This window comes from Bacillus sp. JK74 (genome assembly GCF_053663395.1).
This window is the reverse complement of the sequence record NZ_JBSJQB010000001.1, coordinates 865,491-891,662: the sequence shown is the minus strand read 5'-3', so window position 1 is coordinate 891,662 and position 26,172 is coordinate 865,491. Positions and strand designations below refer to the sequence as shown.

Sequence of the window (26,172 nt, the reverse complement as noted above, 5' to 3'; positions counted from 1 at the left end):
TTAATAAAGTTGTGTATTTAATTCTATACTATTTTCTATAATAATTTACTATAATTAGAATATTTATTTAAAGTTCTATAGTATTAAACTATGGGATTTTCTTCTAAAATCACAATAAGCAGGAGGGGAATATGGAAGTACTGCGGATACATGAAAAGCAAATAAAAGAGTTAACTGAATTCATTATTGAAAAAAACTTAATTCTGCATCCATTAATTTCACCGAATGGAATACCAGACTTCTCCAATCGTAGTTGTAAAAAATATTTATTAATTATAGATAGAAATATAATGACAAAAATTATAGAACTTTGTAGGACTGGGACTCTTAAAGATATGAACATTTTAAAAGTGGTCAGCAGCTTATTATTTTGGTCACTTTTTAATAATATTGCGCTTACTGGTGGATTAGCCTTAAATGAATATGCAAATACTAGAGAAGATAGTAATGAAGCCAGTATTGAAAATAATATATTTTTAAGGATGTTCAATCAGTATCCAACTAAAACATGGTTAGACCTTTTTGAAAGGAAAATAACTTCAGTACCAATAATTAATATTCTAAGCAATAAAGATTATGAATTTGATCTTAAAAGTGATCACCAACAAATGCATTTAGCAGAAGTGTTACATATTTTTTACCTGTACGTGAATAAAGAGCTTACTGTTACTGAAAAGATGATTGAGTTGTTAAAGTGGATTGATAAGAATATCCTGTTTTGTGCTTATACGATAGTTTATGCGGCACTTCTATTCTCAAAGCAAATAAAGCAACCCAAAATACAAGAATTTAATAGTATAGAAAATATCTTGAGAAAAAGTTCTAATCAAGCTTGGGATTTAACATATTTATCTTTTTGGAGTACTCTTTATTGGAATGAAAATAAAGGTGATACGATACATCTCTTTGCCACAATGGATAAAGACTTAAAGAAAGTTTTTATGAATACACATAATACGGATAGTAATTTGTTCGTAAGATGTTTTGGAGAAAAGGAAGGTAAAAGGATAAATATAGAGTATGAACGGATTCTATCAAATCGTCAAAAACCTATAATTACTGATGAAATAATTTCTAAATTGGTGGAAAAAGAAATAAGTAATATTAAGAAAACATTTAGCGATTAATGACTTTTCACTTTAACTTCTTTTTGGGTGATTCAATGAAAAAATATCTGTAAAGTATGCTGTAGATAGTGCAATGACATTATCAAGTTAAAACATAGTGGTAATTAAAGCGATATCAGTGTGGTGTAATTTTTTATAGAACGGTTATAATCTCCAGGATTCAGATGAATATCATCAACGGGTCGTTTCACTGTTAAAACATTGTTTCCGGTGCTCCGGCACTAGCCTTGGAGTTAAAGTGTCCTATGGGCGCTGCATGCCGTAGGAGTTGTATAAGAGCGTGTAGCCGACGATGACGATCATTTTTCCGTTTGCCTAATCGGATCTTACCTTCACTTTCTTTTAATGGACTAGGATTCTCCTCTAGCCAAACCTTACACCTATGTTTCTTAAAGATAATGTTTCCCCAACCCCAAAAAGAAGCCATCATTCAAGAATCCCCCTTTGAATCACAGCTTCTTTTCGCATTTCCCATACGACAGTATAAATCCCTTTGCGTCACGGAAACCTAGTGGAAAAGGTTTCTGAAAGGAGGGGGCGTATGATGAAAAGTGAAAAAATCCAAAACAAAACATCTTTGGTTTGGAAGATGGCGATTGCATCTGCGGTTGCTTGGGAAGCGGCAAAACTGGCGGGCTCTGATCATCCCTATTTAGCGCCTCTGTCTGTTATCTTATGTTTGCAGCCAACGATAGATCAGTCGATTCGCTTTTCTTTTCATCGTATTGCGGGAACTGCGATTGGGATCATGCTAACGTCCTTTCTTGTCAGTCACTTGCCAATGAATGGCTGGATGCTGGGGCTGTTCCTATTAGGCGGTACTTACATTGCAAAGTGGTTACGAATAGATGTAACGGTTTTACATCAGGTAGCGCTCACCATTTTATTGGTCTTTACGTTTGAACGAAACTCTAAAGATTATGCATTCGACCGAATCATCGATACGGTGATCGGCGTCATCATCGCGATTCTGATTCACATGTTCCTGTTTCCGCCGGACTACACAAAAAAGGCAGCGGACTCTTTTCAAACATTGGCCCGTCAGCTTTCCGACGCACTTTCAGACCTTTCCAAATGGGTGCAATCAGAGTGGGGACAAGGAAAAGGGAACCTTATGGAATATAAAATGAACCATCTTCTGCAGGAGCTGCATACGGCAAAAGAGATGCTGCAAACAGCCTCTGACAGCTTAAAATTCAACCCCGTCAGAAAAAAACATAAAAACATCATTTCAAGCTATCAAATAGAGATGCAAAAGTTGAACGCCGGATTTGAGTATCTATCAAATATAGTGAAAACGTTAAAAGAATGGGAAAAAGAAGGAGCTTTATCTTCAAGTGACAAAAGGGAGCTGGGGAATAATTTACAAGTGTTAAGTGAATATTTTGCGGGTTTTAAAGGAATACAGCAGGGCGAAACAGACAATCGGAAACAGAAGGAACAGAACGTGTTATTGGAATCTCTCCGCTCCGACATGCTGTCGCAACCGCCGCCCGGTCATAAGGTCTATAAAGACTCTTTTTTTTTAGAAACGAAGAAATTGCTGAAGCGTTTGTAATGTTTTCTGGAATTATAGAATACGGATATACAGATGCAGATATGATCAGGTAAAACGGGGGACATGAAATGGATGATATACACCGGATTTTGGATGTCATCGCCACTTCTAAAAAAGCTAAGGTACTGGCTACCATTATTAAAACAGAGGGGTCCGCTTATAAGAAAGAAGGCGCCTCCATGCTGATTTTAGAGGACAAAACAAGAGTCGGCATGTTATCCGCCGGTTGTCTGGAAGAAGATCTCGTTGAAAGGGCAGAGCAGGTCTGGTCTGCGGGAGAACCGTTGATTGTCCGCTTTGATATGAGTGCGGAAGACGATTTATCCTGGGGACAGGGCGTTGGCTGTAATGGTGTTTTGACGGTGTTGCTTGAGCCTGTAAAAGGGGAATTGGAACGGCATCTGATGACAGTCAAGACATGCTTAGATGGAAAAAAATCTGTGACCCGAGTGAAACGATTCACTGAAACGTTAGAGCCGAAGGAAGATCTGTATATCGCTGAAGACGGCAGCGTGTTTGGAACCGGGGATGTGATGGAGCAAGGCTGTATTCAAAAACTGAGACAGACAGAGAAGGGAATCAAAAGAGATGAACATACCTCTGATTTGTTTTTTATCCATCAGATGGTGCCAAAACCTTGTTTATATGTCTTCGGAGCAGGAGAAGATGCGAGGCCGTTAGTTTCGTTGGCGGCTCGTGCGGGCTTTCATGTGACGGTGATAGACTGGCGTCCCGCCTTATGTCATCACGGGCATTTTCCTGAAGCCGGCCATTTGATAACGGGAGCGCCGGAAGAAGTCATGGAAGGCCTGAGCATGACAAAAAGGGATTTTGTTGTCATTATGACGCACAGCTTTCAAAAAGATCAGATCATTTTACATACAATAAAAAACGAGAATGTGTTTTATAAAGGCGTTTTAGGCCCCAGAAGGCGCACGGAGCGGCTGTTAGGCGGGGCGGAGATTCCGGCAGATATTCATTCCCCTATCGGCCTTCCCATCGGGGCACAAGGCCCTAAAGAGATTGCTGTAAGTATCGTCGGCGAGCTGATTAAAGAAATGCGAAAACAAAGGTCCCGCTTATGAAAACAGCAGCCATTTACCTGGCAGCCGGTACAAGCAGACGCATGGGGACGGATAAGCGAAGTTTATTTCTCAATGGCGTTTCCCTTGGAAGTATGGCTCTTAAACATGCCTTGTTATCTGAATTAGATCATATTTTCGTTATTACGGGAAAGGGAGATTCACTGCATTGGCTTTCGGAATTTTTCTTTTTATCCCCTATGTCAAATAAGTGGAGCCAGGCAGAATGTGAGCAAGCGGGTAAGGGCCAAGGCCATTCTATACTATGCGGTTTACAAAAAGCGGCAGCGTACGAGGCTGACGCCGTTATCATTCTCCTTGCAGATCAGCCGTTTGTCACCTCAGATATCATCAATACGTTAATTGATTCCTATCAAAAGGAGCGCCGCTATTTATTTATCGCCGCTGAAAATCAGCATCTTCCTATGCCCCCTATTTTATTCTCCAATCAATGTTTCCCGGTATTGCATCAGTTAAAGGGAGATCAGGGCGCCCGGCATGTGATCCGTGAAAGTATGATCAAGGCGGGAAAAATGATCAGTTTTCAAGATCCTTTGCTTTTTTATGACGTCGATACAGTTGAAGATTATAAGCTGCTGCTGAATAAATTCGGGGAGTGAATGAGTTGGAGTATATCGGGAAGAGTGTCATTCGGAAAGAGGCCCTTGAAAAAGTGACGGGTAAAGCGAAATATACGGATGATTTTCAAGAAACAGGGACGTTGCACGCAAAAATGCTGACCAGTCCATATGCTCATGCCGATATTGTGTCGATGGACTTTTCAGAAGCTTGGAAGATTCCCGGTGTGAGAGCGATATTGGGTGACGAACCTTTTCCGCTTGCAGGTGAAGAAATTAAAGACAGATCGCCGATTGCTTATAAAAGGGTCAGATACCATGGTGAGCCGGTTGCTGTTGTTGTTGCGGAAAATCCGATTACAGCTAAAAAGGCCGCGGATGCCATCAAAGTATCCTATAAACCTCTTCCCGTCGTCAATTCCCCCCGTGAGGCCTTTCAAAAGGATGCGCCGCTCGTTCATGAACATGCGGACCGCTATGAGAAGACAAAAGGTGTATTCCCGGTTCCGAAGACAAATATCGCAAACCTGGATAAGGTTAGAAAAGGAAATATTGAAGACGGATTTAGGGAAAGTGATGTGACAGCAGAATTCCAGATTTCCTTTAACCCTTCTGATCACGCTGCGATGGAGACAAGATGCTCGATCGCTGAAATTCGGGCGGATGAGGAGATTATCATTACCACATCCTCTCAAGCCCCTTTTGCCATTAAAAAATTAATGCAGTGGTATTTTGGAATTGAACCCGGAAAGGTTATCGTCAAAACGCCTTTAGTAGGCGGGGCGTACGGGGGAAAAGCAGCCGTTCAGTTAGAGGTGATTGCCTATTTGGCATCAAAAGCAGTCGGAGGCCGGCCCGTCAAATTGTTTAATACGAGAGAAGAGGATATGATCACATCTCCCGTTCATGTAGGATTGGATGCCATTGTCAAATTAGGGGCCACAAAGGATGGAATTTTAAAGGCGGCAGACATTCAGCTTTTATTTGATGGCGGAGCATACTCTGATAAAGGAGTGGACATCAGCCGGGCTGCGGTGGTTGATTGTACGGGTCCGTACGCTATCGACCATATATCGTGTGATTCATATTGTATGTATACGAATCATCCATATCCCAGTGCATTCAGAGGCTACAGCCATGCTGAAGTGTTATTTGCTTTTGAGCGGACGATGGATGTATTGGCGGAAAAGCTGAACATGGACCCGTTAGAACTTCGCTATAAAAATGCCATTCGCCCCGGTGACACCACACCGACTCAAGTTCTTCTCAATTCAAGCACGGTCGGAAATGTGCCGAAATGTATTGAAAGATTGAAGGAATTAATGAATTGGGACGAGGGGCAGCGAATTGAAATCGACGGCCGGAAGATACGGGCGAAGGGAATCAGCTGTATTTGGAAAACCTCAACATTTGATACAAATGCAACGTCCGGGGTTCTTTTAACCTTTAATCCCGATGGAAGCATTAATTTGATGTCAGGGGTAGTGGAAATTGGAACAGGGACAAAAACAGTGTTAGCCCAAATCTTAGCGGAACGAATGAAAATGGATATAAGCAAAATTCACGTGAAAATGCTTGTAGACACCCAAACAACTCCCGAGCATTGGAAAACCGTGGGGAGCAGAGGGACGTTAATGGCCGGGAGAGCCGTACTGAATGCAGCGGAGGAAGCCATCCGAAAGCTGAAGGACGCGGCATCATGTGTGTTGCGGGTTCCTGTCGAGGAATTGGAAGTGGCCGACGGAAAGGTTTATTTTATAGATCATCCTTCTGTACATGTTGACATAAAAGACATTGCTTACGGATATACGTTTCCGAATGGAAATACCGTTGGCGGCCAAATCATTGCGAGCGGTAATTACACATTAACCCGGATGACGAATTTAGACCGGGAAACGGGAAGAGGAAAGCCGGGACCCGAATGGGCTGTAGGTGCTCAGGGAATTGAAGTTGAGTTGGATAAGCGGGATTATACGTATCGGATTACAAAAGCCTATTCTGTTGTGGATATAGGAACTGTACTGAATGAAAAAGCTGCAAGGGGTCAAGTGATGGGGGGGATGAGTATGGGAATCGCATTCGGAGGAAGAGAAACCTTTGTATTTGATTCATATGGCAGAGTATTAAATCCTCAGCTTAGAACATACCGCCCCCTTCACTATGGAGAGCAGCCTGAATATATCGTTGAATTTGTTGAAACCCCGCATGTGATTGCGCCTTATGGAGCGCGAGGCGGCGGGGAACACGGACTGCTGGGGATGCCGGCCGCATTGGGAAATTGCCTTTCCGCCGCTTTAGGTGTCCAATTGAATCAACTTCCTCTCATTCCCGAACAATTATGGAGGACGCAAGAGGGGTGGAAAGATGATACCGTTTGATTTTGACTATTTTAAACCGAAGACCATTCAAGAAACAATCAATCTATTTCACTCGCTTGCGGCTGAAAAGAAAACACCGATGTATTATTCCGGCGGCACGGAAATTATCACGTTAGGAAGGCTGAATATCGTCTATACGGATGCGGTGATAGATATGAACGCGCTTCCGGAATTTCACGCCATCCGTTTTTATGAACGTTATCTGGTGATCGGAGCGGGCGTGTCATTAACGAAACTGGAGGAAGAAAATCCATTTCCGCTATTAAGTAAAACAGTAAGTGAAATAGCCGATCGGACGACTCGAAATAAGATCAGCCTGGGCGGAAACATTTGCGGGGGCATCTACTACCGTGAGGCCGTGCTGCCGTTGCTGATTTCTGATAGTTTGCTAGGGATTGCAGGGAGAGCGGGGATTCATTACCATCCTATAAATAAAGTATTTAACAAGGAAATACAATTGCGAAAAGGTGATTTTTTATTTCATATCGTTGTCGATCGAGCGTATGTTGACCTGCCGTTTGTCAGTATCAAAAGAAGACAGCAGTGGAATGTCGGGTATCCATTGGTGACAGTCTGTGCGCTGAAAAAAGATGATGAGATCAGAATGGCCTTCAGCGGCGTATGTCCATTTCCGTTTCGTTCTGCTGAAATGGAGGCTGTGCTTAACGATAAAAGCTATTCATTAGAAGATAGAGCGCGCAGGTCTTTACAGTATGTACCCAAACCCGTTCTTGATGATGCGGAAGGCTCAAGTGAATACCGAATATTTGTCTTGCAACATACAATTTTAGATGCCTTACAGGAATTAGAAGGAGGTCCAAATGTCTGATCTTATTACGTTGAAAGTAAATGGCGAGGAAAGACAGATGACGGTCAGACCGGCTGATACTTTGTTATTTGCTCTTCGTCTTCGTCTCGGATTAACTGGTGCAAAACCGGGCTGCTTAAATGGGGATTGCGGCGCCTGTACGGTATTAACGGACGGGGTGCCGATGAAATCTTGCTTAATGCTTGCGGCAGAAGGGGAAGGAAAGGACATTACGACAATTGAAGGACTGATCAATACGCCGATTCAAAAGGCTTTTATTGAAAAATTCGCGTTTCAATGCGGTTATTGCACACCGGGTTTTCTCATGAATTGTCATGCTTTAGTGAATACTGAGCCGAATGCAAGTGATGACACGATAAAAAATTGGCTGGAGTCCAATATTTGCAGATGTACGGGTTACAGGGAGATTGAAGAAGCGGTTAAATCTGTTTTACATACAGGGAAAGGGACTTCTTAGTTCGCAACCGTAAACAAAGAGCCCAGAGAATTATCTCTGAACTCCATATTCTTCACTTCATATAACGATACTCCCGCAGTTTCTCCAAAATCGCCACTTCTTTCAGCAGTTCTTCACCGACGTTTGTTTCTTTCACTTTCTTCCGCTCAAGCTCTTTGTCGACTAATCGTTTCACCGTTAAGACGTCGGTTCCGGTGCTCAGTACTTCGGCCTTGGAGTTAAAGTGTTTATGGGCGACGAGCTGCATGCCGTAGGAGTTGTATAAGAGCGTGTAGCCGGCGATGCCTGTTGTGGATTGGTAGGCTTTGGAGAAGCCGCCGTCGATGACGATCATTTTTCCGTTTGCCTTGATCGGATCTTCGCCTTCGATTTCTTTTACCGGTGTATGGCCGTTGATGATATGGCCGTGATCCGGATTGAGGCCGAATTCCTTCAGGATGTTTCGGCAGGTTGCCTCGTCTTCACGCAAATAGTAATACGGGTTTTTCTTTTCTTTATGCGTTTCCTTCTCTTTAATGAAATACCGCTCAAAGGTTGTCATGGCCCGTTTTCCGAAGAGGGAGGAGTATTCGCCTGTCCATAAGTACCACGTCATATCTGTCGCCAGATCATCGGTTTCTTCCGGATGGGCAAACGCTTCACGTAAGAACCGTTCAAATACATCGAGCAGCTCACGGCCCGCATAAGCTTTATCCTCTATCATCATCGTTTCCATGCTGCCGTTTTCATCGACGGGAATACAGCCGTGAATCAACAGGTTGCCGTTATATTTCAGATACAGGCTGCCTTTTTTCATCATAAAATTCATATGGCGGCCCAGCTTTTCGGAGTGCTGGACAGAAAACAGCAGCTTGTCCATGACTTCTGCTTCTTCTTCTAGCAGCTCGTCAGGCTGTTTGGGATTCACCGTCGCAAAGCAGGTGTTTTCCAGTTGATACGTTTTTCCGTTCAGCGTGATTTCATTGCGGTCATAATCGATCTTTTCCAGTAACAGCCGTTCTTCCATATTAAAGTTCGGCCGTCTCTTAATAATCGGGCTCTCAAGCTTGAATTGGATCATCGCGATCGCCTGATGAATTTTTGTGATTTGTTTAATCTCATCTTCCGGTCTGTTTTCGTCCGCTTTCGGGCGGAAAGACGGGTTATCATCGTAATATTTTTCGGCAAGGTTCAATAGCGGTCTCAGATTGATGCCGTAAACGTCTTCAATAATATCCAGATTGTCATAGCGGGCACAGATGCGGATAATGTTTGCCAGACATACTTTTGAGCCGGAATAAGCGCCTATCCAGAGAACATCATGATTCCCCCATTGAATATCCACTGAATGATAGTTGATCAGTTCTTCCATGATTTTATCCGGCTGCGGTCCGCGGTCATAAATATCGCCGACAACATGCAGATGGTCGACCACCAATCGCTGCGTGCTGTAGGCAAGACCGGTGATCAGCTTATCGGCCTGGCCGAGCGCAATGATCTGTTCTATGATTTCGGAGTAGTATTGTTCCTTGTTGGCGGCTTGTTCTGTTTTGTACAGCAGCTCTTCGGAAATATAAGCAAATTGGGCGGGCAGTGCTTTGCGCAATTTGGAGCGGGTGTACTTGGAAGAACAATAAGAAACGAGCTTAATCATCCGATGAATCGTTTCTTTATACCACTCGTTTAATGCCTCTTTCGTATCAAAGTTATGTTTGATCAGCTTCAGTTTGTCTTCCGGGTAATAGACCAAAGCCGCCAGTTCATCAATTTCTCTATCGTAAATGACGCCGCTGAAAATATCGCGGATCTTCTCTTTTACTCTTCCTGAACCGTTCCGCAGCACGTGCTGGAATGCCTGATACTCCCCGTGCAGATCACTGACGAAATGCTCGGTTCCTTTCGGCAGGTTCAGTATCGCTTTCAGATTAATGATTTCCGTGACCACTTTTTCTTCACAATCGTATTTTTGTGCGAGCAGATCTAAATATTTGGTTTCCAATCTCGTCCATCCCCTTTTTATTTACGAGCAATTGTATGATAAAGTGAATTTAAAGTATGACATAATGTTTAAATGATTAGACCTTATATGATAGTACCGCATAACGCCTTTTTGAGACAATGAAAACGGAAAATACGGCGCTTCAGGCATCGAAAATTGGACCGGGATAACGCCGTGAGCTCATCCCCCTATTGACAATGAATTCAACTTCCATTAAAATAAAAAGTTAGCTGATAGTTATTTCTATCGGAAACTTAATACGTAGCAGGCTATGATTGCTGTGGGTCGCACTACAGCAGGAGCGGCTTCTGGAGAGACCGCGGGTTTTCCGCGGCGCCGAAGGGTTCACAATCTCAGGCAAAAGGACAGAAGAGTACCGAATATGTATTTGTCATGCTGTTGATTGTCAGCGGCGCAAATATAATTTGATATTCTTATGACCATGAGATTGGAGGGCATCCAATCTCTTTTTTTATTGGCTTTTTTTGCTCGTCGTTCACTAGAGAGGTAAGGAGGAGTCAGATGTGGAGCAGCGAGAGCTAAAGAGGGACTTATCGAATCGGCACGTGCAGCTGATCGCCATTGGCGGCACGATCGGCACCGGATTGTTTTTAGGGTCCGGTAAGGCGATTCAGCTGGCGGGTCCTTCTATCATCTTTGCGTATTTTATTGTAGGTATTGCGCTTTTTTTCGTCATGCGGGCGCTGGGAGAACTGCTGTTATCTAAAGCAGGCTACCAATCATTAACGGATATTGCCGAGGCGTATTTAGGGCCGCGTGCAGCGTTTGTCACCGGCTGGACTTATTGGTTTTGCTGGATTATGACGGCTATGGCGGATGTGATCGCCGTCGGTGTATATGTGAAATATTGGTTTGACATTCCGCAGTGGGTTCCTGCACTTATCTGTTTGCTCATTTTATTAGGGCTTAATCTGTTAACGGTTAAGATTTTTGGAGAATTGGAGTTTTGGTTCGCCTTAATTAAGGTAGTCACGATTCTCGCGTTAATTGTCATCGGGGTGGTTCTGCTGGTGATTGGGTTCAAAACGCATACCGGAACGGTTTCAGCGGCGAATCTGTGGGAGCACGGCGGCTTGTTTCCGAACGGATTTTCAGGCTTTTTGCTTTCGTTCCAGATGGTGATCTTCGCCTATGTCGGTGTGGAGTTAGTGGGTGTGTCAGCGGCGGAAACGTCAAATCCGAAAAAAAATATTCCGTCCGCGATCAATAAAATTCCTTTACGGATTTTATTTTTCTACGTCGGGGCATTGATCATTCTTTTATGTATTAATCCGTGGATGCAGCTGAATGCAACGGAAAGTCCATTTGTAAAGACCTTCAGTCTGGTCGGCATTCCGTTGGCCGCGGGAATTATTAATTTTGTCGTATTAACGTCTGCCGCTTCTGCTTGTAACAGCGGGATGTTTTCAACAAGCCGGATTTTGTATAACTTAAGCAAAACGAAACAGGCGCCGGCAAGTTTTGCGAAGCTGAATAAAAATCATGTGCCGAGCCGCGCATTATGGATATCGGTTATTGTGCTGTCAGCTGGCGCTCTTTTAAGCAAATTGATACCGGAAGCGGCCTTTGGCATCGTGACCACCATCAGCGCGATTTGTTTCATTTGGGTGTGGGGCGTGATTCTTGTCTGTCATATCAGATACAGGAAAACCCGTCCGGACTTACATGCAAGCTCGTCTTTCAAGGCGCCGTTTGCGCCGTTTATCAATTACGCCGTGCTGGCGCTGTTTGCCTTCATTCTGGTGATTATGCTGTTTGCGGATGCGACGCGCCCGGCTTTGCTGCTGACGCCGCTGTGGTTTATTGGATTATTTCTCATCTATCGGGCGAGAGGGAGAAAGACAGATTGAATTACTTCAGACGGTGTACTGCCATGCAGTATGCCGTTTTAATATAAAAAAAGCGCTATCCTGCCTTGTAAGCAGGGTAGCGCTTTTTACATTAATTCCGGATCAAATAATCAAATGCGCCTAAAGCGGCAGTTGCACCTGATCCCATGGAGATAATGATTTGGTTGTACGGGCCGTCTGTGCAGTCCCCTGCGGCAAATAGACCGGGAACGCTTGTCGCGCCGCTCTTATCGACGATGATTTCGCCGATGCGGTTGCGTTCGACGGTTTCGTCTAACCATTCTGTATTAGGCACGAGACCGATTTGGACGAATACACCTTGGAGTTCAACGTGTTTTTCTTCGCCTGTTTCACGGTCAACGAACGTAATGCCGTTTACGTTTTGGTCGCCTGTGATTTCTTTCGTTTGTGCATTTTTGTGCACAGTGACGTTTGGCAGGCTGTAAAGACGTTTTTGCAGGACTTCGTCTGCTTTCAGCTCAGGCGCGAACTCCAGCACAGTCACGTGATTGACGATACCTGCAAGGTCAATCGCCGCCTCGATTCCGGAGTTTCCGCCGCCGATAACGGCTACGTCTTTGCCTTCAAACAATGGTCCGTCACAGTGCGGGCAGTATGCAACACCTTTGTTTTTGAACTCTTGCTCACCAGGTACGTTGACATTGCGCCAGCGGGCACCTGTTGAAAGGATCACTGTTTTACTTTTCAGTACAGCGCCGTTTTCAAGTTCAAGTTCGAAGAGGTCTTTTTTCTCAAGGCGTTTCGCGCGCTGAAGGTTCATGACGTCAATATCATAATCTTTCACGTGCTCTTCAAGGCTTGCAGCGAGCTTCGGTCCTTCAGTCGCTTTGACGCTGATGAAGTTTTCGATGCTCATGGTGTCGAGTACCTGGCCGCCGAAGCGTTCAGCGACGACACCGGTGCGGATGCCTTTACGCGCCGTGTAGATCGCCGCGCTTGCGCCGGCAGGTCCGCCGCCGACAACAAGAACGTCAAACGGATCTTTGTCGGCAAACTCAGACGCATCTGCGCCGCTGCCCATTTTCGCGAGAATCTCTTCGATGGTCATACGGCCGCTGCCGAAAGATTCACCGTTTAAGAAAACAGTCGGAACAGCCATGATGTTTTTGCTTTCTACTTCTTCTTTGAATGCCGCGCCGTCAATCATTGTATGTGTGATATTCGGGTTGAGCACGCTCATCATGTTTAATGCTTGGACGACATCAGGGCAGTTGTGGCACGTCAGGCTGATATAAGATTCAAAGCGGTATTCTCCGCTGATGTTCTTAATCTGGTCAATGACCTTTTGATCAGCCTTAGGCGCTCTGCCGCTGACTTGAAGCAATGCCAGCACTAATGATGTAAATTCGTGGCCGAGAGGAACACCGGCGAATGTAACGCCTGTGTCTTCTCCGGTACGATTAACGCTGAAGCTCGGTGTTCTGTTTAATTCAGTTTTTTCAACTGAAATTTTAGATGACATGGAAGCCAGTTCGTCAACGAGAGCCAGCATGTCCTTAGAAGTGTCATCGTCACCGGCGCTTACTTTGAGAACAATGTCGTTCTCAATTAGCTGCATGTATTGATTTAATTGTGCTTTGATATTTGCATCAAGTACCAATGGAATGCACTCCTTAGATTTTACCTACCAAATCAAGGCTAGGTGTAAGTGTTTCGCCGCCTTCTTCCCATTTAGCCGGGCAGACTTCACCTGGGTTTTGACGAACGTATTGAGCTGCTTTTACTTTGTTTACTAGGTTGCTTGCGTCACGGCCGATACCGCCTGCATTGATTTCAACTGTTTGGATAACGCCATCAGGATCGATGATGAATGTTCCGCGGTCAGCAAGACCAGTTTCTTCGTCAAGAACGTCGAAGTTGCGGGAGATCGTTTGAGATGGGTCACCGATCATTGCGTAAGTGATTTTGCCGATTTTTTCAGAGCTGTCATGCCAGCCTTTGTGTACGAAGTGAGTATCTGTAGAAACAGAGTATACTTCAACACCTAATTCTTTCAGTGCAGCGTATTGTCCTTGAAGATCTTCAAGTTCAGTCGGGCAAACGAAAGAGAAATCTGCTGGGTAGAAGCAGAAAACGCTCCATTGACCTTTCAAATCTTCGTTTGTTACATCGATGAATTCACCGTTTTTGAAAGCTTTTGCTTCGAATGGCAGTACTTCTTTTCCGATTAAAGACATAATATCTTCCTCCTGAAATGTGATTTGAAATATATTAAAAAGACAAAGCATTCACTTTATCTTTCAATAATAATTCTAATTATATATAGATTATTAAATAACATTTATTTTTTGTCAAGCTATATGGGGTATTATTTTCTGCTTTTTTTGCTTTAGACATTTAAAAGCGCCTGGTATAAGCGGTTTGGCGCTGTTTGTCATGTGTAGCGCCGGGCGAAAGGGGGATTCTCAATTGGTGAATCGAAACAGTAGGAATCCACCCCTCTATATGGCAGTATAAACCAAAGGGGGTATGATCATGCAAATAAATCACATTACTTTGTACAGTTGTGCGTTGGAGGAGACGAAACACTTCTATGAACGGGTGTTAGGTTTTCCTTTAATTGATGAGTCCGGTGATTCGTTTACCATCAAGGCGGGAGAAAGTGAGTTGGAATTCAGGCGCGCCGATTCTCACTCTCATCCGACGTATCATTTCGCGTTTAACATTCCGAATAATCGTTTTGATGAGGCGAAGGCGTGGATAAAGGATAAAGTCGTTTTTCAAACGGAAGATGGGGAGGATGAGGTGTATTTCACTCATATTCAGGCGCGTTCCTTTTATTTCAAAGATCCGTCCAACAATCTGGCGGAATTCATCGCGAGAGACACATCGCCGGAAAGCGCGGAACGTTTTTCGATTGAGTCCGTCCTTAATATCGGCGAGGTGAATCTGACGGCTGCCGAGGTGGTATCGACGGGGAAGGAGCTGCAGCGTTTCGGCATTCCGGTGAGAAAGCATGCGCCTCTTAGTGAAAACGGGTTTCATTTTATGGGTGATTACAATGATGGGGCGTTTTTGCTTTTAGGGCCGAGCGGCCGCCGCTGGATTTTTTCTGATCAGCATGCGGAGTTCCATCCGCTGTCTGTCATTGTGAACGGGTCGATCCGCATTGAGGCTGACGGAGAAGGCGGCATTGACATCAGGAGGGCACAGCCGTCATAAAAAAGCCCGGGCTCAAAAGGCCCGGACTTGGGGACATTATTTATAAACAACCCGGGTGCTGCACATGATGTCGTGCAGCGTTTTTTTCTCTCCGAAGGCACCCATGATGAATCCGATATAAAGAATGAGCTTAGATATGATATAAGCGAAAGCGCGTCCGAAGGCCTGGCCGATGGAAATGCGTCCGCCATCTTCATTGACGACCTTAAGGCCGAGCAATGCTTTTCCCAGGGTCCCCTGCATCTTTGAGGCTGTGAGCAGGCTGAAATATAAGATGCTGATCACAATAGAGCTCACAAGAATCGGGATGACGCCGAACACCAGAAAAGAGATGTTAAACTGATGTTCGGTCATGAAGGGGTCAGCCGCCGCAACGCCTGCCGCAAATAAAAAAGAGACCATAAATTGAATGATAAAAATCGGAATTCCTATGATGATTTGATCAATGACGTAAGCCAGAAACCGTATCCAAAATCCTGCCGGTCTTTCCATGTATCTTTTTCTCTCCCTTGCTTTAATCTGGAATATTATACGTAATCATTCCGGATTTTGCAACGGAGCTTAGGCTTCTGCGAGCAGCCTCTTTCCCCATGCCAAGCGTCCCATGATCAGCCCGAAAGCCAGAAGGGCAAACATGATGCCGCACCACATCAGCTGATGGATTCCCAAGTGTGAAATAAACCAGCCGCCCGCCGCCGTTCCGATGGTGATGCCGAGGTTGGAAAAGGAGACAAACAGGCTGTTGCCGAATTCGGGCGCCTCCTTTGCTTCCGCAGTAAGCCATGTCTGGCTGACAATGAGACCGCCGGAATGAACGGCGCCCCATACGAAGACGAGGACAGCCATCGGCGCGAAAGACGTCCCAAACCCGTATATGAGCAAGTAGGCGGCTGTATAAAGAAGCGGAAACAGGATGACGGTCTTTTTCATATTTTTATATAACAAAGCACCGAAGACGAAATTCCCGGCTATCATAATCACCCCGAAACTCATCAGCATGAAGCTGACCCATGTGCCGTTCATATGGGACACCCGCCCGAGGTATTCCGCAAAATAGCTGTAGACAGAAAACATGGCCGCAAAGAGACAGGTGACGGCAGCGATATTGAGCCACAAAGCCGGTTTGCGAAGAATGCCGAGCTGGCTACTGAAAGACATTTTTTCTGTGACCGGCATGGATGGCAAAAAGAGAAGAATGCCCGTGAACGCGATGAGACTGATGATAGCGCCGAATAAGAAGGCGGCTTCAAGGGAGAGACGATCCGCCAGATAAGACGTGAAAGGCACGCCGAACGCAAAGCCGGCGGTGATGCCTGAAAAGACTTTCGTTACGGCTTTTCCGGATTGGCCGGCGGGGACAAGCCGGGCCGCGGCCGCAAGCGCTACAGAAAAGAACACCGGGTGGCATAAAGCCGGAATGATCCGAAACGCCAGCATGACACTGAAATGCGCCGTATACGCGTAGACCGCATTTGAAACGGCAAACATCAGCACCGCTAAAAGCAGAATGTATTTCCGGTTTATACCTGAAGCAAGCAAGGTCAAAAACGGTCCCGACACAGCGACGATGAACGCGAAAATACTGACAAGCCATCCCGCTTTTGAAGCAGAAATATGAAATCTGTCCGCCACTTGCGGAAGAACCCCGATGATGCCCATCTCGGTCGTAATAATTCCGAAAACCCCTAATGCCAAAAATAGAATGAAGATGGAACTGCTTTTTTTCATTGTTATGTATGCCTCCTTTTATAACTACATATACAGAAAAATAGATATGTTAGAACGAAAAAAGCCCTCCTTCCATGGTTATAGCTGGTGCTGGACATAGTCAGCAAAGGCTTTAATTTGTTTTTCATTTCTTCTGTAATAGGTCCATTTTCCGATTCGTTCGGATTCCAGCAGGCCGGCTTTTTGCATGGTCAGCAGGTAGCTGGAGATGACGGACTGCGCAAGCCCTGACTTTGCCTGAATATCACCGACGCAAATTCCGGTGCGGAAACTGAGTCCCTGCTCAAGATAAGGCCTTTCATCAAAATGGTCTTCCGGGTGTTTAAGCCACGTCATAATATCACTTCGTGTTTTGTTAGATAACGCTTTATGAATCAATATCGGTTCCATAACGTTTATTATATCTATTTTTCCGGATTTGTAAATTCGTTTTTAACAAAACATTCTCAAAATAACTAAATATCGTGCTAAAATATAACATATTATCAGATTACCGGTAAAAAAGCCGGGTTATTGTCAGGAGGATATTCACATGAATCAAAAGAAAAAAGGTGCGGTTGCAGTGACCTTGCTTTCCGCTCTGATGTTTTGTTTATTGCCGGTCCTCGTCTCGCTTTCTCCGCTTGCAGAAACGGGGCCGAACGCGAATCGTTTTAATTCCGCGGGCATGTGGGCCGCCGTCGGCCAGATCCTTGTTATATATGCGGTCCCGCTCATTATGTATATTCTCGGTGTTCGTGGCATGAAAATCATCATGGCCGTTTTTTGCGGAATCGGGCTTATCATTTGCGCGGCTGTCTTGTTGGTGGCGTTATTGACCGCAATTTCCTTAGGGCAGGAGCTGTCTCTTTATTACGGCCTTTTCGTTTGGTCAGGCGCGGCTTTCATCGTCAATGTGGTGTGGTATATTGCTGCGTTTCGATCATCCCCGAAGCATCAGCAGGCTATGTGACATTTGTTCTATAAATCTACCAAAAATACAAATATTTCATAGGATGATTATGGTATGATGAAAGCGGTATAGCAGTTTTTAATAGAAACGGGAGGAACTGACATTGAAAAAAAAGACAGCTTCATTGCGAATGAAAACATTGGCGGCCGGCGCTGCGGTTGCTGCGGCTTTATCTGTGGGGGCGGTTTCTGATCTGCCGGGGGCAAAATGGCTGCATCCGGCCGCTGCTCAAGCTGCGGAAACGGTATTTAAACAAAATCATGCGGCATCCGGTTTCTTGGCGGGACGGTATGACGCGCAGGCGATGTCTCCGACGATGTTCAACTGGTCAAGAGAAAGCCGGTTTACAAGCACTGCCGATGGCGCGTTAAAATGGGAAAAGAATGTTCCGGCCACCCCTCAAAACGGTGCGGGAGCCGCGGTTGACGGGGACGGCACCGTATTTATTCAATCAAAAGACGGGAAGCTGACGGCGTATCATCCGGACGGTACTGTGAAATGGGTGACGGAAAACCTCGGGACGACCTATACGCTGACTCCGGTGCTCGGAACAAACGGTGTCATTTATCTTCCTTCTCACGATAAAAAACTGTATTTCATCGACAAAGAAACCGGAAACATTTTAACATCGGTTCCGCTGAGCGGAGCGCCGAGTTCCGATGCGGCTATCGGCTCTGACGGCACGCTGTATGTGTCGACGCTGGATAACTATATCTATGCGATTAAACCGACGTCGCCTTCGACATGGACGCAGAAGTGGAAGTTTAAAACAAACGGCGTGGTCGGTTCCGCTCCCGTGTTAGCATCAAACGGCACTCTGTATACGGCAACGTATAATAATATCTTTTACGCGATCAATTCCGGAACGGGCCAAGTGAAATGGTCAAAAACGACGTCCAACGGGTTTAAAGGTTATCCGGTTATTGATAGAGACGGCACCGTTTACGCCGGAAACCAGGACGGCAACTTATACGCCTATACATCAACGGGTGCTGTAAAGTGGACGTTCCCGTTAAACGGTTTCTCCAGCTCTTCATTAGCGATCGACCATAACGGCAATGTGTATATCGGTTCCGGAAGCGGCGAGCTGTTTTCCATCAGCAAAACCGGCAATATGAACTGGTCTTTCTATACGGACGGGCCTGTGAGAACAGCGCCGCTGATTGATGCGGACGGCAATGTGTACTTCGGTTCTGACGATAAAAACGTCTATGCGGTTGACGCTGACGGTAATGAAAAATGGCGCTATCAAACAGACAGTAATGTCATTTCCTCCCCGGTTCTGGCTGAAGACGGCACGCTTTATGTCGGCACTTATACGAAACTGCTCGCATTCGGGGCAAAAAAATAATAAAAAAGAATCCGCGCACGCGGATTCTTTTTTATTTAGAGGCTTGAATGAATACGCCTTTTTCATGAGAGAATTCTTTAAAGCCGTACACACCGTGATATGAACCGATCCCGCTCGTATTGACACCGCCGAACGGAAGGTTGACGTCAGTGAAATGGACGACGACATCATTGACAGAAGCATTGCCGGACGTCGTATGCTGCAGAACATAATCGATCAGCTCCTGATTATGGCTGAATACATACAAGGCAAGCGGCTTGTCCCGTTCAGTGATGTAATCAACGGCTTCACTGATATCTTCGTAATTCATAATCGGCAGAATCGGTGCGAAGATTTCTTCCTGCATGATCTTCATATCAGGCGTGACGTTTGTCAGCACGGTCGGAGAAATCGTGCGGTCATGCGCATCAAATACACCGCCGAACGCCGTTTTCGCCCCTTTTTCAATGGCATCATCATACAGAGCTTTGACACGGTTAAAGTTGCGGTCGTTGACAATCTGCGTGAATTTGTTGCGGTCAACTGTATGATCATCCTCCATAAAACCTGCATTGACAATGGTCTGGAGAAGATCTGTAAAGGTGTCCTGTACATCTTCCTTCATAAGAAGATAGTCAGGAGCGATACATGTTTGCCCCGCATTGACAAATTTGCCGACGGCGATTTTTTTCGCCGCGTCCATCAAATCATAGCCGCTGTCGATGATCGTCGGGCTCTTTCCGCCAAGCTCAAGCGTGACGGACGACAAATGCTTCGCCGCTGCTGTCATGACGATTTTACCGACATTTGTGCTTCCGGTGAAGAAAATGTGGTCAAACGGCTGGTCGAGCAGTTCTGTCGCGACATCGACCTCACCTTCAAAAATGGCGACTTCTTCTTCGTGAAATGCCTCGCGAATAACTGTCGCGGCGATATGGCTCGTCTCCATCGTAAAATCGGACAGCTTTACAATCGCGCTGTTGCCCGCCGCAATGGCAGCCGCAAGCGGAGCCATCGTCAGCATAAACGGATAATTCCATGGGCCGAGAATTAAGGTAAGGCCTTTTGGCTCGTACATTAATACGCCGTCAGCGTCGGGGCTGACGGATGAGCCGACGCGTTTCGGCGCCATCCAGGTGTCGAGATTGTTCATATTATCTTTAATCGCCTTGATCGTTCCCTGCGTTTCCGCTCTTTTCACCTCATGATAAGGCTTGCGGACGTCCCGTCTGATCGCCTCGATGATTTCTTCTTCATGTGCGGTGACGGCATCTAAAAAGCGCTGAAGCTTTTCTCTGCGCTGCCCGGCTGTTGAAGCACGCAGCGTTTTTTGATTTTTTTTCTGAAGCGCAAAGACGCGTTTGATGTCTGCTTTTATATGCTGATCCATCGGTCTTCCTCCTCTGGTTGCTTTTTTGTTTCTTCAGGGCCTATTATAATGTGATGTGATTTTGCGGCAAAGACAGCGTAAACGCATCTATACGTTACCGTACAAATTGCCGTGATCTGTCTAATGAAAGGAGTGTCTCTTATGCCGGATTCTGTGACAAATGACATCAAACAAGCGCTTTTGGCCATGCTTGGAGAGCGGGATATCCGCCGTGTGACCATGAAGGACATCGCCGAACGGGCGCGTGTGAGCCGGGGGACACTGTACCTTTATTACGAAGATAAATATGCGATTTTAGAGGATATAGAGGAAGAAATGAAAGACGGGCTGAGCGAAGCGCTGTATGATTCGCTGAAGAATAAAGATGTGCTTCATTTACAGGGCGGATGGCAAAAAGTGCATCCGACACTGTCTTTTGTTGACCGGCATCGGGTGTTTTTTCAAACGATGATGGACCGTCATAAAATGCCGTATTTTCACTTTCATGCTTTTTTAAAAGATGTGTTCCGGCATGATGTGCTGCTGTCACCGGTCAATGCGGATTTCTCACCGACTGAACAGGATATGTACATTCATTACCGCGCGTTATACACGTATGCCATTGTGTTGTACTGGCTGAATGAGGAGCCCGGGGCATCCCCGGAAGAAATCAGCGGACAGGTGTGGGATTTGATTTCTCAAAAACGGTTTTACTGGCTGTTTGGCCGCCGGGTGCCGGAACAAGAAGAAAAAAAGCCCGCCGACCGCCGGGTGACCCGAACGAGGCAGGCCTTGCAAGAAGCCATGATCGGCTTAATGGCGGAAAAAAAAGAGTACGCGGCGATTACGATTTCCGATATTGCCCGTCAAAGCAACCTCCGCCGTGCCACTTTTTATGACCATTACGCCAACAAAGAAGCATTGCTGAAAACGATCATCCATCAATCATGCCGGGATCTGATCGGATTATTGACGGTAAAAGGAGACCCTGCCGACTGCTCCGTGGAAGAAGCGGAAGCCGCGCTCGTCCGGCTCTTTTCGGCGCTGTCCGGCGGCCTTCCGCTCGTTCATTTTCTGAGAGAGGGTTCAGGAGTGCCTGACGTCATCCCGGAAATGTTCAGAGCGCTGCAATCGTTTTATCTTCATCAGCCTCTGCACATTCAGGCGGGCAAAAAGCTCTATGCATACTATGTCGCGTCCATGCTCGTCGGTCTGATTCAATATCGTCTTCATGAAGGAAAAGACCACGCGCCGGATATGCTGGCCCGGGAGTTTCTGCAGTTTTTGGATGTGAAGAAGTATCGGGTGATTTTGCTGTGAGGATGATGAAAAAGAACTCGGCCGAAAACAGGCCGGGTTCTTTTTTGCTGTTTTCTTTGAGAAGTGCAGATATGAAAGAAACCTTCCATATGACGCCTGATCAGCATTCTGCCGCCAAACATGACAAATGTCATATTCGGGGCATGATGGCTGCTACTACAACCGCGTCGGGCCCCCCGTTATACTTGAGGTCATAATGAAAAAGAAGGGACATGACATTCATGATCAATCACGCCGCAACTCAAAAACAAGCGTCTTTAAAAAAGCAGGTTGCCGCATTTTCCGGCGCCGATACAAAGCATAGTATCATTCAGCTTTTCAACACGTTTGTGCCGTTTTTTGCCCTTTGGTTTCTTGCTTACTTCAGCCTCAATATCTCCTATCTTCTGACCCTCGCCTGTACTGTTATAGCAGCGGGATTTTTGACAAGAATCTTTATTATTTTCCACGACTGCTGCCATCAATCCTTTTTCAAACAAAAGAAGCTGAACCGGCTGTTCGGGTTTATTTCAGGTGTTCTGACACTGTTTCCGTTCCTTCAATGGCAGCGAAGCCACTCCATTCATCATGCGACAAGCAGCAACTTAGATAAACGGGGCACCGGCGATATTTGGATGATGACCGTCAAGGAATACAATGAAGCGTCAGCCTGGACAAAAATACGCTACAGACTTTATCGCAATCCGTTTATTATGTTTATTCTCGGTCCGATTTACGTATTTCTGATTAAAAACCGTTTCAATGTAAAAGGCGCCCGCCGCAAGGAGCGCTGGAACACCTATTTCACGAACGCGGCGATTGTCTTATTGGCTGCTGCGACGTGCCTGCTTGTCGGCTGGGAAAACTTTTTGCTTGTTCAGGGTCCGATTTTCCTTATTTCGGGGTCAATCGGCGTCTGGCTCTTTTATGTTCAGCACACGTTTGAGGATTCTTATTTTGAAGCTGATGAGCATTGGGATTATGTGCAGGCCGCGGTAGAAGGAAGCTCCTTTTACAAGCTGCCGAAGCTTTTGCAATGGCTGACGGGCAATATCGGCTACCATCATGTCCACCACTTAAGCCCGAAAGTGCCGAACTACAAGCTGGAAGCGGCTCATGAGGGGCACGAGCCTTTAAAAAACGTACCGACCATTACGCTTAAAACAAGTCTTGAATCCATGAAATTCCGTCTGTGGGATGAGGACGAAAAGCAGTTTGTCACCTTTCGGGAGGCGCGGAAAACACCGGCGCCCCATCCGGTGCCGAAAGAACCTTTAAAGAAAAATGCCTGATACGGCGCACGGCTGGCTCTTTCTCTTATCAGAAAGAGCCTTCTCTTCATGCGTGAGGGTGCAATGAAGGCGGTGTTTTGATAAAGTGATGGTAGACACAAGCAGCAGAAGGTGGAACAAAGATGAAGAAGTATTTTAAATTTCAAAAACTGAACGGGATTTCTCCTTATATATGGACGATTTTTTTCATCCTGCCTTTTTATTTTATTTTTAAAAGCTCTTCTACCTTTGTCATCGTGGCTGGCATCATTTTCACGCTCGTTTTCTTTGGGGCATACCGCTTTGCATTTGTTGCAAAAGGCTGGCCGCTTTACTTATGGGCGCTTCTTCTGATCGGCATATCGACCGGCTCAGCCATGCTGTTCAGTTATATTTATTTCGCCTTCTTTATCGCCTACTTCATCGGCCATATCCGAGACAAAGTTCCATTTTACATCTTATATTACATTCATATCATCAGTGCGGCGGTTGCCGTCAACTTCAGCCTTGTTCTGAAAAAAGAATGGTTTTTGACACAAATTCCGTTTATCGTCATTACATTGATCAGTGCCATCCTGCTTCCGCTCAGCATTCGAAGCAGAAAGGCACGGGAGCGCCTTGAGGAGAAATTAGAATATGCAAATGAGCGAATTGCCGATCTTGTGAAGCTGGAAGAAAGGCAGCGTATCGCCCGGGACCTTCACGATACACTTGGACAAAAGCTCTCCTTAATCGGACTGAAAAGCGACCTCGCCCGAAAGCTGATATATAAGGACCCTGAACAGGCCCGCGCTGAGCTGAAAAGCGTGCAGCAGACGGCCCGCACCTCTTTAAATGAGGTCAGACAAATCGTCTCATCGATGAAAGGCATCCGATTGAAGGATGAGCTCGGCAATGTTCGGCAAATTCTTGAAGCGGCAGGAATTGAATTTGTGTATGAAGAAAAAGAAGCGCCCAAACATATCTCTTTGCTGAACGAAAACATCGTCAGCATGTGCATTAAAGAAGCCGTCACCAATGTCGTGAAACACAGCGGCGCCAAAGTATGCCGCATCACCATTCAGCAGCTTTGGAAAGAGGTCGTCATTACGGTAGAAGACGACGGCAGCTTTCAATGCAGAGAAGACCGCTTTTTTTCAAAGGGGCACGGCCTGCTTGGAATGAGGGAACGTCTTGAATTCGCAAACGGCAGTTTAGCCATCGATACAGCCGCCGGAACAAAGCTGACCATGAGAATCCCGAATGATTCAAAATCAAAAGAAAAGGATGGTAGCAGATGATCAACATCTTCATTGCCGAGGATCAGCAAATGCTGCTCGGCGCACTCGGTTCGCTGTTGAATTTAGAAGAGGATATGACGGTTGTCGGCAAAGGCACAAGCGGCCAGGATGCCATCGATTTCGTGGAAAAACATGCGCCCGACATCTGTCTGATGGATATCGAAATGCCCGGGAAATCAGGTCTTGAAGCGGCAGAAGAACTCAAGGACAGCGGTGTGAAAATCATCATTTTGACGACCTTTGCCCGCTCCGGCTATTTTCAGCGGGCGCTAAAAGCAGGCGTCAGCGGGTACATGCTCAAGGACAGCCCGAGCGATGAGCTCGTCAGCGCCATCCGCAGCGTCATGAAAGGGAGACGTGTCTATGCACCTGAATTAATGGAGGACATTTATAGTGAAGAAAACCCGCTGACCGAACGGGAAAAAGAGGTGCTCGAGCTTGTCGCAGACGGAAAAAACACGAAAGAAATCGCAAACGCCCTCAGCATCAAAAGCGGCACAGTCCGCAATTACGTTTCGATGATTCTGGATAAACTAGAAGTGAAAAATCGAATTGAAGCCATTACCCGATCAAAGGAAAAGGGCTGGTTTAAGTAACCCGCCCTCAGCTTGTTCAGCCAGTGTTTTTTTACACTGGCTTTTTTTATTATCTATCGTCACTCCGTCTCTTCCTTCCACTTCTTATCAATCAGCATTTTCCCCGGCCAAGTGTATGCCATGATGCCGCCGTCTGCGGTGATGTCTTCTCCCGTGACGTAAGAGCTGTCGTCTGAAGCGAGGAAGAGCGCGACAGCCGCCATTTCTTCCGGTTTTCCGAGCCGGCCGAGCGGCGTGATCCATTTGTTGGCTTCACGGAACGCCTCGCCCATTTCGTCTTCTTTCGTGCCTGCCAATTTATCAATGAGCGGCGTTTCAATTGTGCCCGGCGATAAGGAATTGACGCGGATTCCGCTTCTGGCGTAATCAATGGCCATCGCTCTCGTCAGGTTCGTGATTCCGCCTTTTGCGGCGTTATAGCCGGAGCGGTCAAGGTCTGCGGCCCGGCCGGACATGGAGGAGGTGTTGATGATGGAGCCTCCTTTTTCGAGCATGAGCGGAATCAGGTATTTGCTGCACAAAAATGTGCCGCGCAGATCGACGGCGATGATCCGGTCAAAAAGCTCGACCGGGTATTCATGGACTTTGCCGCCCTCTTGGTCAACACCGGCATTGTTAAACAGAATATCAATTGTTCCGTACCTTTGCTGAATGCCGTCCGCAAAAGACTTTACGTTTTCTTCGTCTGATACATCAAGGTGAAAGGCTTCTGCTTCTCCGCCGTTTTTTCTGATGGCGCTGACGGTTTCATTCAGTTCGCTTTCATTGATGTCACCGCAGATCACGCGGGCGCCTTCATCGGCGAAAACCCGTGCCGTCGCTTGTCCGATGCCTGTCGCGGCCCCTGTGATGATTGCGGTTTTGTCTGTTAATCTTCCCATATTGCGATGCCTCCTTTTTTTATAACTGTTCCCGCTGAATAGGGGGATAAACATATGGAGGTTTGTTTCTAAATACCTAATAAATATGTTAATATTATGTATATACATCATTGGGAGGTTTACATATTTTGAAGATACAGCATAAGAAGGAGATAGCGTTTTATTGTTATGCCATTGTTCCTATGGGATTTGCGATTTACACCGTTATCTCTATTCTGTTTCAGGACATCACGTTTCCTCTCACTGTAAGAAATGTTCTGCATGAGTCTTTGCGAAACTTGGGATCTCTTATCTTATTTAGTTTGTTTTTCTACCCGTCATACATATGGATGAAGAAGGAATTCGGCCGCCGGAAAGAAGCAGAGAGGAGAGGATGATCAACATTCTCTCTTTTTTATTGATAAAATGGGTGAAATGAATCCATT

At 45.8% G+C, this 26,172-nt stretch carries 24 protein-coding genes, 1 pseudogene and 1 riboswitch; of the genes and pseudogenes, 16 read left to right on the top strand and 9 right to left on the bottom strand.

Translation table 11 applies throughout. The annotated features are described in order from the left end of the window. Window positions 1–131: 131 nt before the first annotated feature. Window positions 132–1,127, top strand: coding sequence for a hypothetical protein (locus ACWJJ5_RS04445; protein WP_454022230.1), 996 nt, complete (start codon window positions 132–134; stop codon window positions 1,125–1,127). A gap of 173 nt (window positions 1,128–1,300) precedes the next feature. Here ACWJJ5_RS04445 and ACWJJ5_RS04440 read toward each other — a convergent pair. Next, window positions 1,301–1,479 (bottom strand): annotated as a pseudogene (locus ACWJJ5_RS04440) (hypothetical protein); the annotation flags it as partial. Between the two features lie 189 nt (window positions 1,480–1,668). Between ACWJJ5_RS04440 and ACWJJ5_RS04435 the strand changes: the two are divergent. From ACWJJ5_RS04435 to ACWJJ5_RS04410, 6 genes are all read left to right on the top strand, one after another. After that, the gene (locus ACWJJ5_RS04435) at window positions 1,669–2,685 is read left to right on the top strand and encodes an FUSC family protein (RefSeq protein WP_454022229.1); all 1,017 of its coding nucleotides are present in this window, start codon (window positions 1,669–1,671) and stop codon (window positions 2,683–2,685) included. A 68-nt stretch (window positions 2,686–2,753) separates the two neighbouring features. Then, window positions 2,754–3,770, top strand: a complete 1,017-nt coding sequence (locus ACWJJ5_RS04430; RefSeq protein ID WP_327967251.1) for an XdhC family protein — start codon at window positions 2,754–2,756, stop codon at window positions 3,768–3,770. Further along, the gene (locus tag ACWJJ5_RS04425) at window positions 3,767–4,387 is read left to right on the top strand and encodes an NTP transferase domain-containing protein (protein ID WP_326998250.1); all 621 of its coding nucleotides are present in this window, start codon (window positions 3,767–3,769) and stop codon (window positions 4,385–4,387) included. Before ACWJJ5_RS04430 ends, ACWJJ5_RS04425 begins: the two co-directional genes overlap by 4 nt. A gap of 5 nt (window positions 4,388–4,392) precedes the next feature. Beyond that, window positions 4,393–6,723, top strand: a complete 2,331-nt coding sequence (locus ACWJJ5_RS04420) for a xanthine dehydrogenase family protein molybdopterin-binding subunit (RefSeq protein WP_367582427.1) — start codon at window positions 4,393–4,395, stop codon at window positions 6,721–6,723. Further along, window positions 6,710–7,552, top strand: coding sequence for an FAD binding domain-containing protein (locus ACWJJ5_RS04415; protein ID WP_454022228.1), 843 nt, complete (start codon window positions 6,710–6,712; stop codon window positions 7,550–7,552). The genes ACWJJ5_RS04420 and ACWJJ5_RS04415 overlap by 14 nt, the downstream gene beginning before the upstream one ends. Then, complete coding sequence (locus tag ACWJJ5_RS04410; RefSeq protein WP_044052762.1) at window positions 7,545–8,009, top strand: (2Fe-2S)-binding protein; 465 nt, start codon at window positions 7,545–7,547, stop codon at window positions 8,007–8,009. Before ACWJJ5_RS04415 ends, ACWJJ5_RS04410 begins: the two co-directional genes overlap by 8 nt. 52 nt (window positions 8,010–8,061) lie before the next feature. Here ACWJJ5_RS04410 and fbp read toward each other — a convergent pair whose 3' ends face one another. Further along, window positions 8,062–9,987: a fructose-1,6-bisphosphatase gene (fbp, locus tag ACWJJ5_RS04405; RefSeq protein ID WP_070082638.1), complete on the bottom strand. Its 1,926-nt coding sequence runs from the start codon at window positions 9,985–9,987 to the stop codon at window positions 8,062–8,064. 298 nt (window positions 9,988–10,285) lie between these two features. Further along, a riboswitch (glycine riboswitch) is annotated at window positions 10,286–10,366 on the top strand. A gap of 145 nt (window positions 10,367–10,511) precedes the next feature. Between fbp and ACWJJ5_RS04400 the strand changes: the two genes are divergently transcribed. After that, complete coding sequence (locus tag ACWJJ5_RS04400) at window positions 10,512–11,858, top strand: amino acid permease (RefSeq protein WP_454022227.1); 1,347 nt, start codon at window positions 10,512–10,514, stop codon at window positions 11,856–11,858. 91 nt (window positions 11,859–11,949) lie between these two features. On the opposite strand, the gene ahpF is transcribed toward ACWJJ5_RS04400, so the two are convergent. After that, on the bottom strand, window positions 11,950–13,479 hold the full coding sequence (ahpF, locus tag ACWJJ5_RS04395; protein WP_021494656.1) for an alkyl hydroperoxide reductase subunit F: 1,530 nt from the start codon (window positions 13,477–13,479) through the stop codon (window positions 11,950–11,952). A gap of 13 nt (window positions 13,480–13,492) precedes the next feature. After that, complete coding sequence (gene ahpC / locus ACWJJ5_RS04390; RefSeq protein WP_004393188.1) at window positions 13,493–14,056, bottom strand: alkyl hydroperoxide reductase subunit C; 564 nt, start codon at window positions 14,054–14,056, stop codon at window positions 13,493–13,495. A 298-nt stretch (window positions 14,057–14,354) separates the two neighbouring features. Here ahpC and ACWJJ5_RS04385 point away from each other — a divergent pair, with 298 nt between their 5' ends. Beyond that, a complete protein-coding gene (locus ACWJJ5_RS04385; protein ID WP_454022226.1) occupies window positions 14,355–15,041 on the top strand; it encodes a VOC family protein in 687 nt (228 codons plus the stop codon). Window positions 15,042–15,077: 36 nt separating this feature from the next. Here the strand turns inward: ACWJJ5_RS04385 and ACWJJ5_RS04380 are convergent, their stop codons facing one another. From ACWJJ5_RS04380 to ACWJJ5_RS04370, 3 genes are all read right to left on the bottom strand, one after another. Further along, on the bottom strand, window positions 15,078–15,533 hold the full coding sequence (locus ACWJJ5_RS04380; protein WP_102422103.1) for an RDD family protein: 456 nt from the start codon (window positions 15,531–15,533) through the stop codon (window positions 15,078–15,080). 69 nt (window positions 15,534–15,602) lie between these two features. Next, on the bottom strand, window positions 15,603–16,769 hold the full coding sequence (locus ACWJJ5_RS04375) for an MFS transporter (RefSeq protein ID WP_229154629.1): 1,167 nt from the start codon (window positions 16,767–16,769) through the stop codon (window positions 15,603–15,605). A gap of 78 nt (window positions 16,770–16,847) precedes the next feature. After that, window positions 16,848–17,159 (bottom strand): ArsR/SmtB family transcription factor, encoded by a 312-nt coding sequence (locus ACWJJ5_RS04370; protein WP_015240918.1) that lies wholly within the window; start codon window positions 17,157–17,159, stop codon window positions 16,848–16,850. 142 nt (window positions 17,160–17,301) lie between these two features. Between ACWJJ5_RS04370 and ACWJJ5_RS04365 the strand changes: the two genes are divergently transcribed. Together ACWJJ5_RS04365 and ACWJJ5_RS04360 are read left to right on the top strand one after the other, a co-directional pair. Then, window positions 17,302–17,721 (top strand): DUF5391 family protein, encoded by a 420-nt coding sequence (locus tag ACWJJ5_RS04365; protein ID WP_004393203.1) that lies wholly within the window; start codon window positions 17,302–17,304, stop codon window positions 17,719–17,721. A gap of 130 nt (window positions 17,722–17,851) precedes the next feature. Beyond that, window positions 17,852–19,072 (top strand): outer membrane protein assembly factor BamB family protein, encoded by a 1,221-nt coding sequence (locus ACWJJ5_RS04360; protein WP_088005523.1) that lies wholly within the window; start codon window positions 17,852–17,854, stop codon window positions 19,070–19,072. A 31-nt stretch (window positions 19,073–19,103) separates the two neighbouring features. On the opposite strand, the gene ACWJJ5_RS04355 is transcribed toward ACWJJ5_RS04360, so the two are convergent. Then, entirely contained in the window at window positions 19,104–20,441 is a 1,338-nt protein-coding gene (locus ACWJJ5_RS04355; RefSeq protein WP_004393206.1) for an aldehyde dehydrogenase family protein, read from the bottom strand. Between the two features lie 141 nt (window positions 20,442–20,582). Between ACWJJ5_RS04355 and ACWJJ5_RS04350 the strand changes: the two genes are divergently transcribed. From ACWJJ5_RS04350 to ACWJJ5_RS04335, 4 genes are all read left to right on the top strand, one after another. Beyond that, a complete protein-coding gene (locus ACWJJ5_RS04350; protein ID WP_454022225.1) occupies window positions 20,583–21,740 on the top strand; it encodes a TetR family transcriptional regulator in 1,158 nt (385 codons plus the stop codon). Between the two features lie 221 nt (window positions 21,741–21,961). Continuing rightward, entirely contained in the window at window positions 21,962–23,011 is a 1,050-nt protein-coding gene (locus tag ACWJJ5_RS04345; RefSeq protein ID WP_015418577.1) for a fatty acid desaturase, read from the top strand. A gap of 122 nt (window positions 23,012–23,133) precedes the next feature. After that, window positions 23,134–24,270, top strand: coding sequence for a sensor histidine kinase (locus tag ACWJJ5_RS04340; protein ID WP_004393210.1), 1,137 nt, complete (start codon window positions 23,134–23,136; stop codon window positions 24,268–24,270). Continuing rightward, window positions 24,267–24,866 carry a response regulator transcription factor gene (locus ACWJJ5_RS04335; RefSeq protein WP_007407848.1) on the top strand — a complete coding sequence of 200 codons (600 nt, stop codon included), beginning with the start codon at window positions 24,267–24,269 and terminating at the stop codon, window positions 24,864–24,866. The genes ACWJJ5_RS04340 and ACWJJ5_RS04335 overlap by 4 nt, the downstream gene beginning before the upstream one ends. Window positions 24,867–24,925: 59 nt before the next feature. On the opposite strand, the gene ACWJJ5_RS04330 is transcribed toward ACWJJ5_RS04335, so the two are convergent. After that, complete coding sequence (locus ACWJJ5_RS04330) at window positions 24,926–25,747, bottom strand: SDR family oxidoreductase (RefSeq protein ID WP_046560160.1); 822 nt, start codon at window positions 25,745–25,747, stop codon at window positions 24,926–24,928. Window positions 25,748–25,875: 128 nt separating this feature from the next. Between ACWJJ5_RS04330 and ACWJJ5_RS04325 the strand changes: the two genes are divergently transcribed. Then, on the top strand, window positions 25,876–26,124 hold the full coding sequence (locus tag ACWJJ5_RS04325) for a hypothetical protein (protein WP_046560159.1): 249 nt from the start codon (window positions 25,876–25,878) through the stop codon (window positions 26,122–26,124). Window positions 26,125–26,172 lie beyond the last annotated feature (48 nt).

What these genes read in the sequence shown, in the direction of transcription:
- ACWJJ5_RS04445 (WP_454022230.1), top strand. Translation starts at nt 132, where the DNA reads ATGGAAGTACTGCGGATACATGAAAAGCAAATAAAAGAGTTAACTGAA.
- ACWJJ5_RS04385 (WP_454022226.1), top strand. Translation starts at nt 14,355, where the DNA reads ATGCAAATAAATCACATTACTTTGTACAGTTGTGCGTTGGAGGAGACG.
- ACWJJ5_RS04425 (WP_326998250.1), top strand. Translation starts at nt 3,767, where the DNA reads ATGAAAACAGCAGCCATTTACCTGGCAGCCGGTACAAGCAGACGCATG.
- ACWJJ5_RS04345 (WP_015418577.1), top strand. Translation starts at nt 21,962, where the DNA reads ATGATCAATCACGCCGCAACTCAAAAACAAGCGTCTTTAAAAAAGCAG.
- ACWJJ5_RS04375 (WP_229154629.1), bottom strand. Translation starts at nt 16,769, where the DNA reads ATGAAAAAAAGCAGTTCCATCTTCATTCTATTTTTGGCATTAGGGGTT.
- ACWJJ5_RS04370 (WP_015240918.1), bottom strand. Translation starts at nt 17,159, where the DNA reads ATGGAACCGATATTGATTCATAAAGCGTTATCTAACAAAACACGAAGT.
- ACWJJ5_RS04360 (WP_088005523.1), top strand. Translation starts at nt 17,852, where the DNA reads ATGAAAACATTGGCGGCCGGCGCTGCGGTTGCTGCGGCTTTATCTGTG.
- ACWJJ5_RS04380 (WP_102422103.1), bottom strand. Translation starts at nt 15,533, where the DNA reads ATGGAAAGACCGGCAGGATTTTGGATACGGTTTCTGGCTTACGTCATT.
- ACWJJ5_RS04435 (WP_454022229.1), top strand. Translation starts at nt 1,669, where the DNA reads ATGATGAAAAGTGAAAAAATCCAAAACAAAACATCTTTGGTTTGGAAG.
- ACWJJ5_RS04330 (WP_046560160.1), bottom strand. Translation starts at nt 25,747, where the DNA reads ATGGGAAGATTAACAGACAAAACCGCAATCATCACAGGGGCCGCGACA.
- ACWJJ5_RS04430 (WP_327967251.1), top strand. Translation starts at nt 2,754, where the DNA reads ATGGATGATATACACCGGATTTTGGATGTCATCGCCACTTCTAAAAAA.
- ahpC (WP_004393188.1), bottom strand. Translation starts at nt 14,056, where the DNA reads ATGTCTTTAATCGGAAAAGAAGTACTGCCATTCGAAGCAAAAGCTTTC.
- ACWJJ5_RS04335 (WP_007407848.1), top strand. Translation starts at nt 24,267, where the DNA reads ATGATCAACATCTTCATTGCCGAGGATCAGCAAATGCTGCTCGGCGCA.
- ACWJJ5_RS04340 (WP_004393210.1), top strand. Translation starts at nt 23,134, where the DNA reads ATGAAGAAGTATTTTAAATTTCAAAAACTGAACGGGATTTCTCCTTAT.
- ACWJJ5_RS04350 (WP_454022225.1), top strand. Translation starts at nt 20,583, where the DNA reads ATGCCGGATTCTGTGACAAATGACATCAAACAAGCGCTTTTGGCCATG.
- ACWJJ5_RS04355 (WP_004393206.1), bottom strand. Translation starts at nt 20,441, where the DNA reads ATGGATCAGCATATAAAAGCAGACATCAAACGCGTCTTTGCGCTTCAG.
- ACWJJ5_RS04410 (WP_044052762.1), top strand. Translation starts at nt 7,545, where the DNA reads ATGTCTGATCTTATTACGTTGAAAGTAAATGGCGAGGAAAGACAGATG.
- ACWJJ5_RS04415 (WP_454022228.1), top strand. Translation starts at nt 6,710, where the DNA reads ATGATACCGTTTGATTTTGACTATTTTAAACCGAAGACCATTCAAGAA.
- ACWJJ5_RS04365 (WP_004393203.1), top strand. Translation starts at nt 17,302, where the DNA reads ATGAATCAAAAGAAAAAAGGTGCGGTTGCAGTGACCTTGCTTTCCGCT.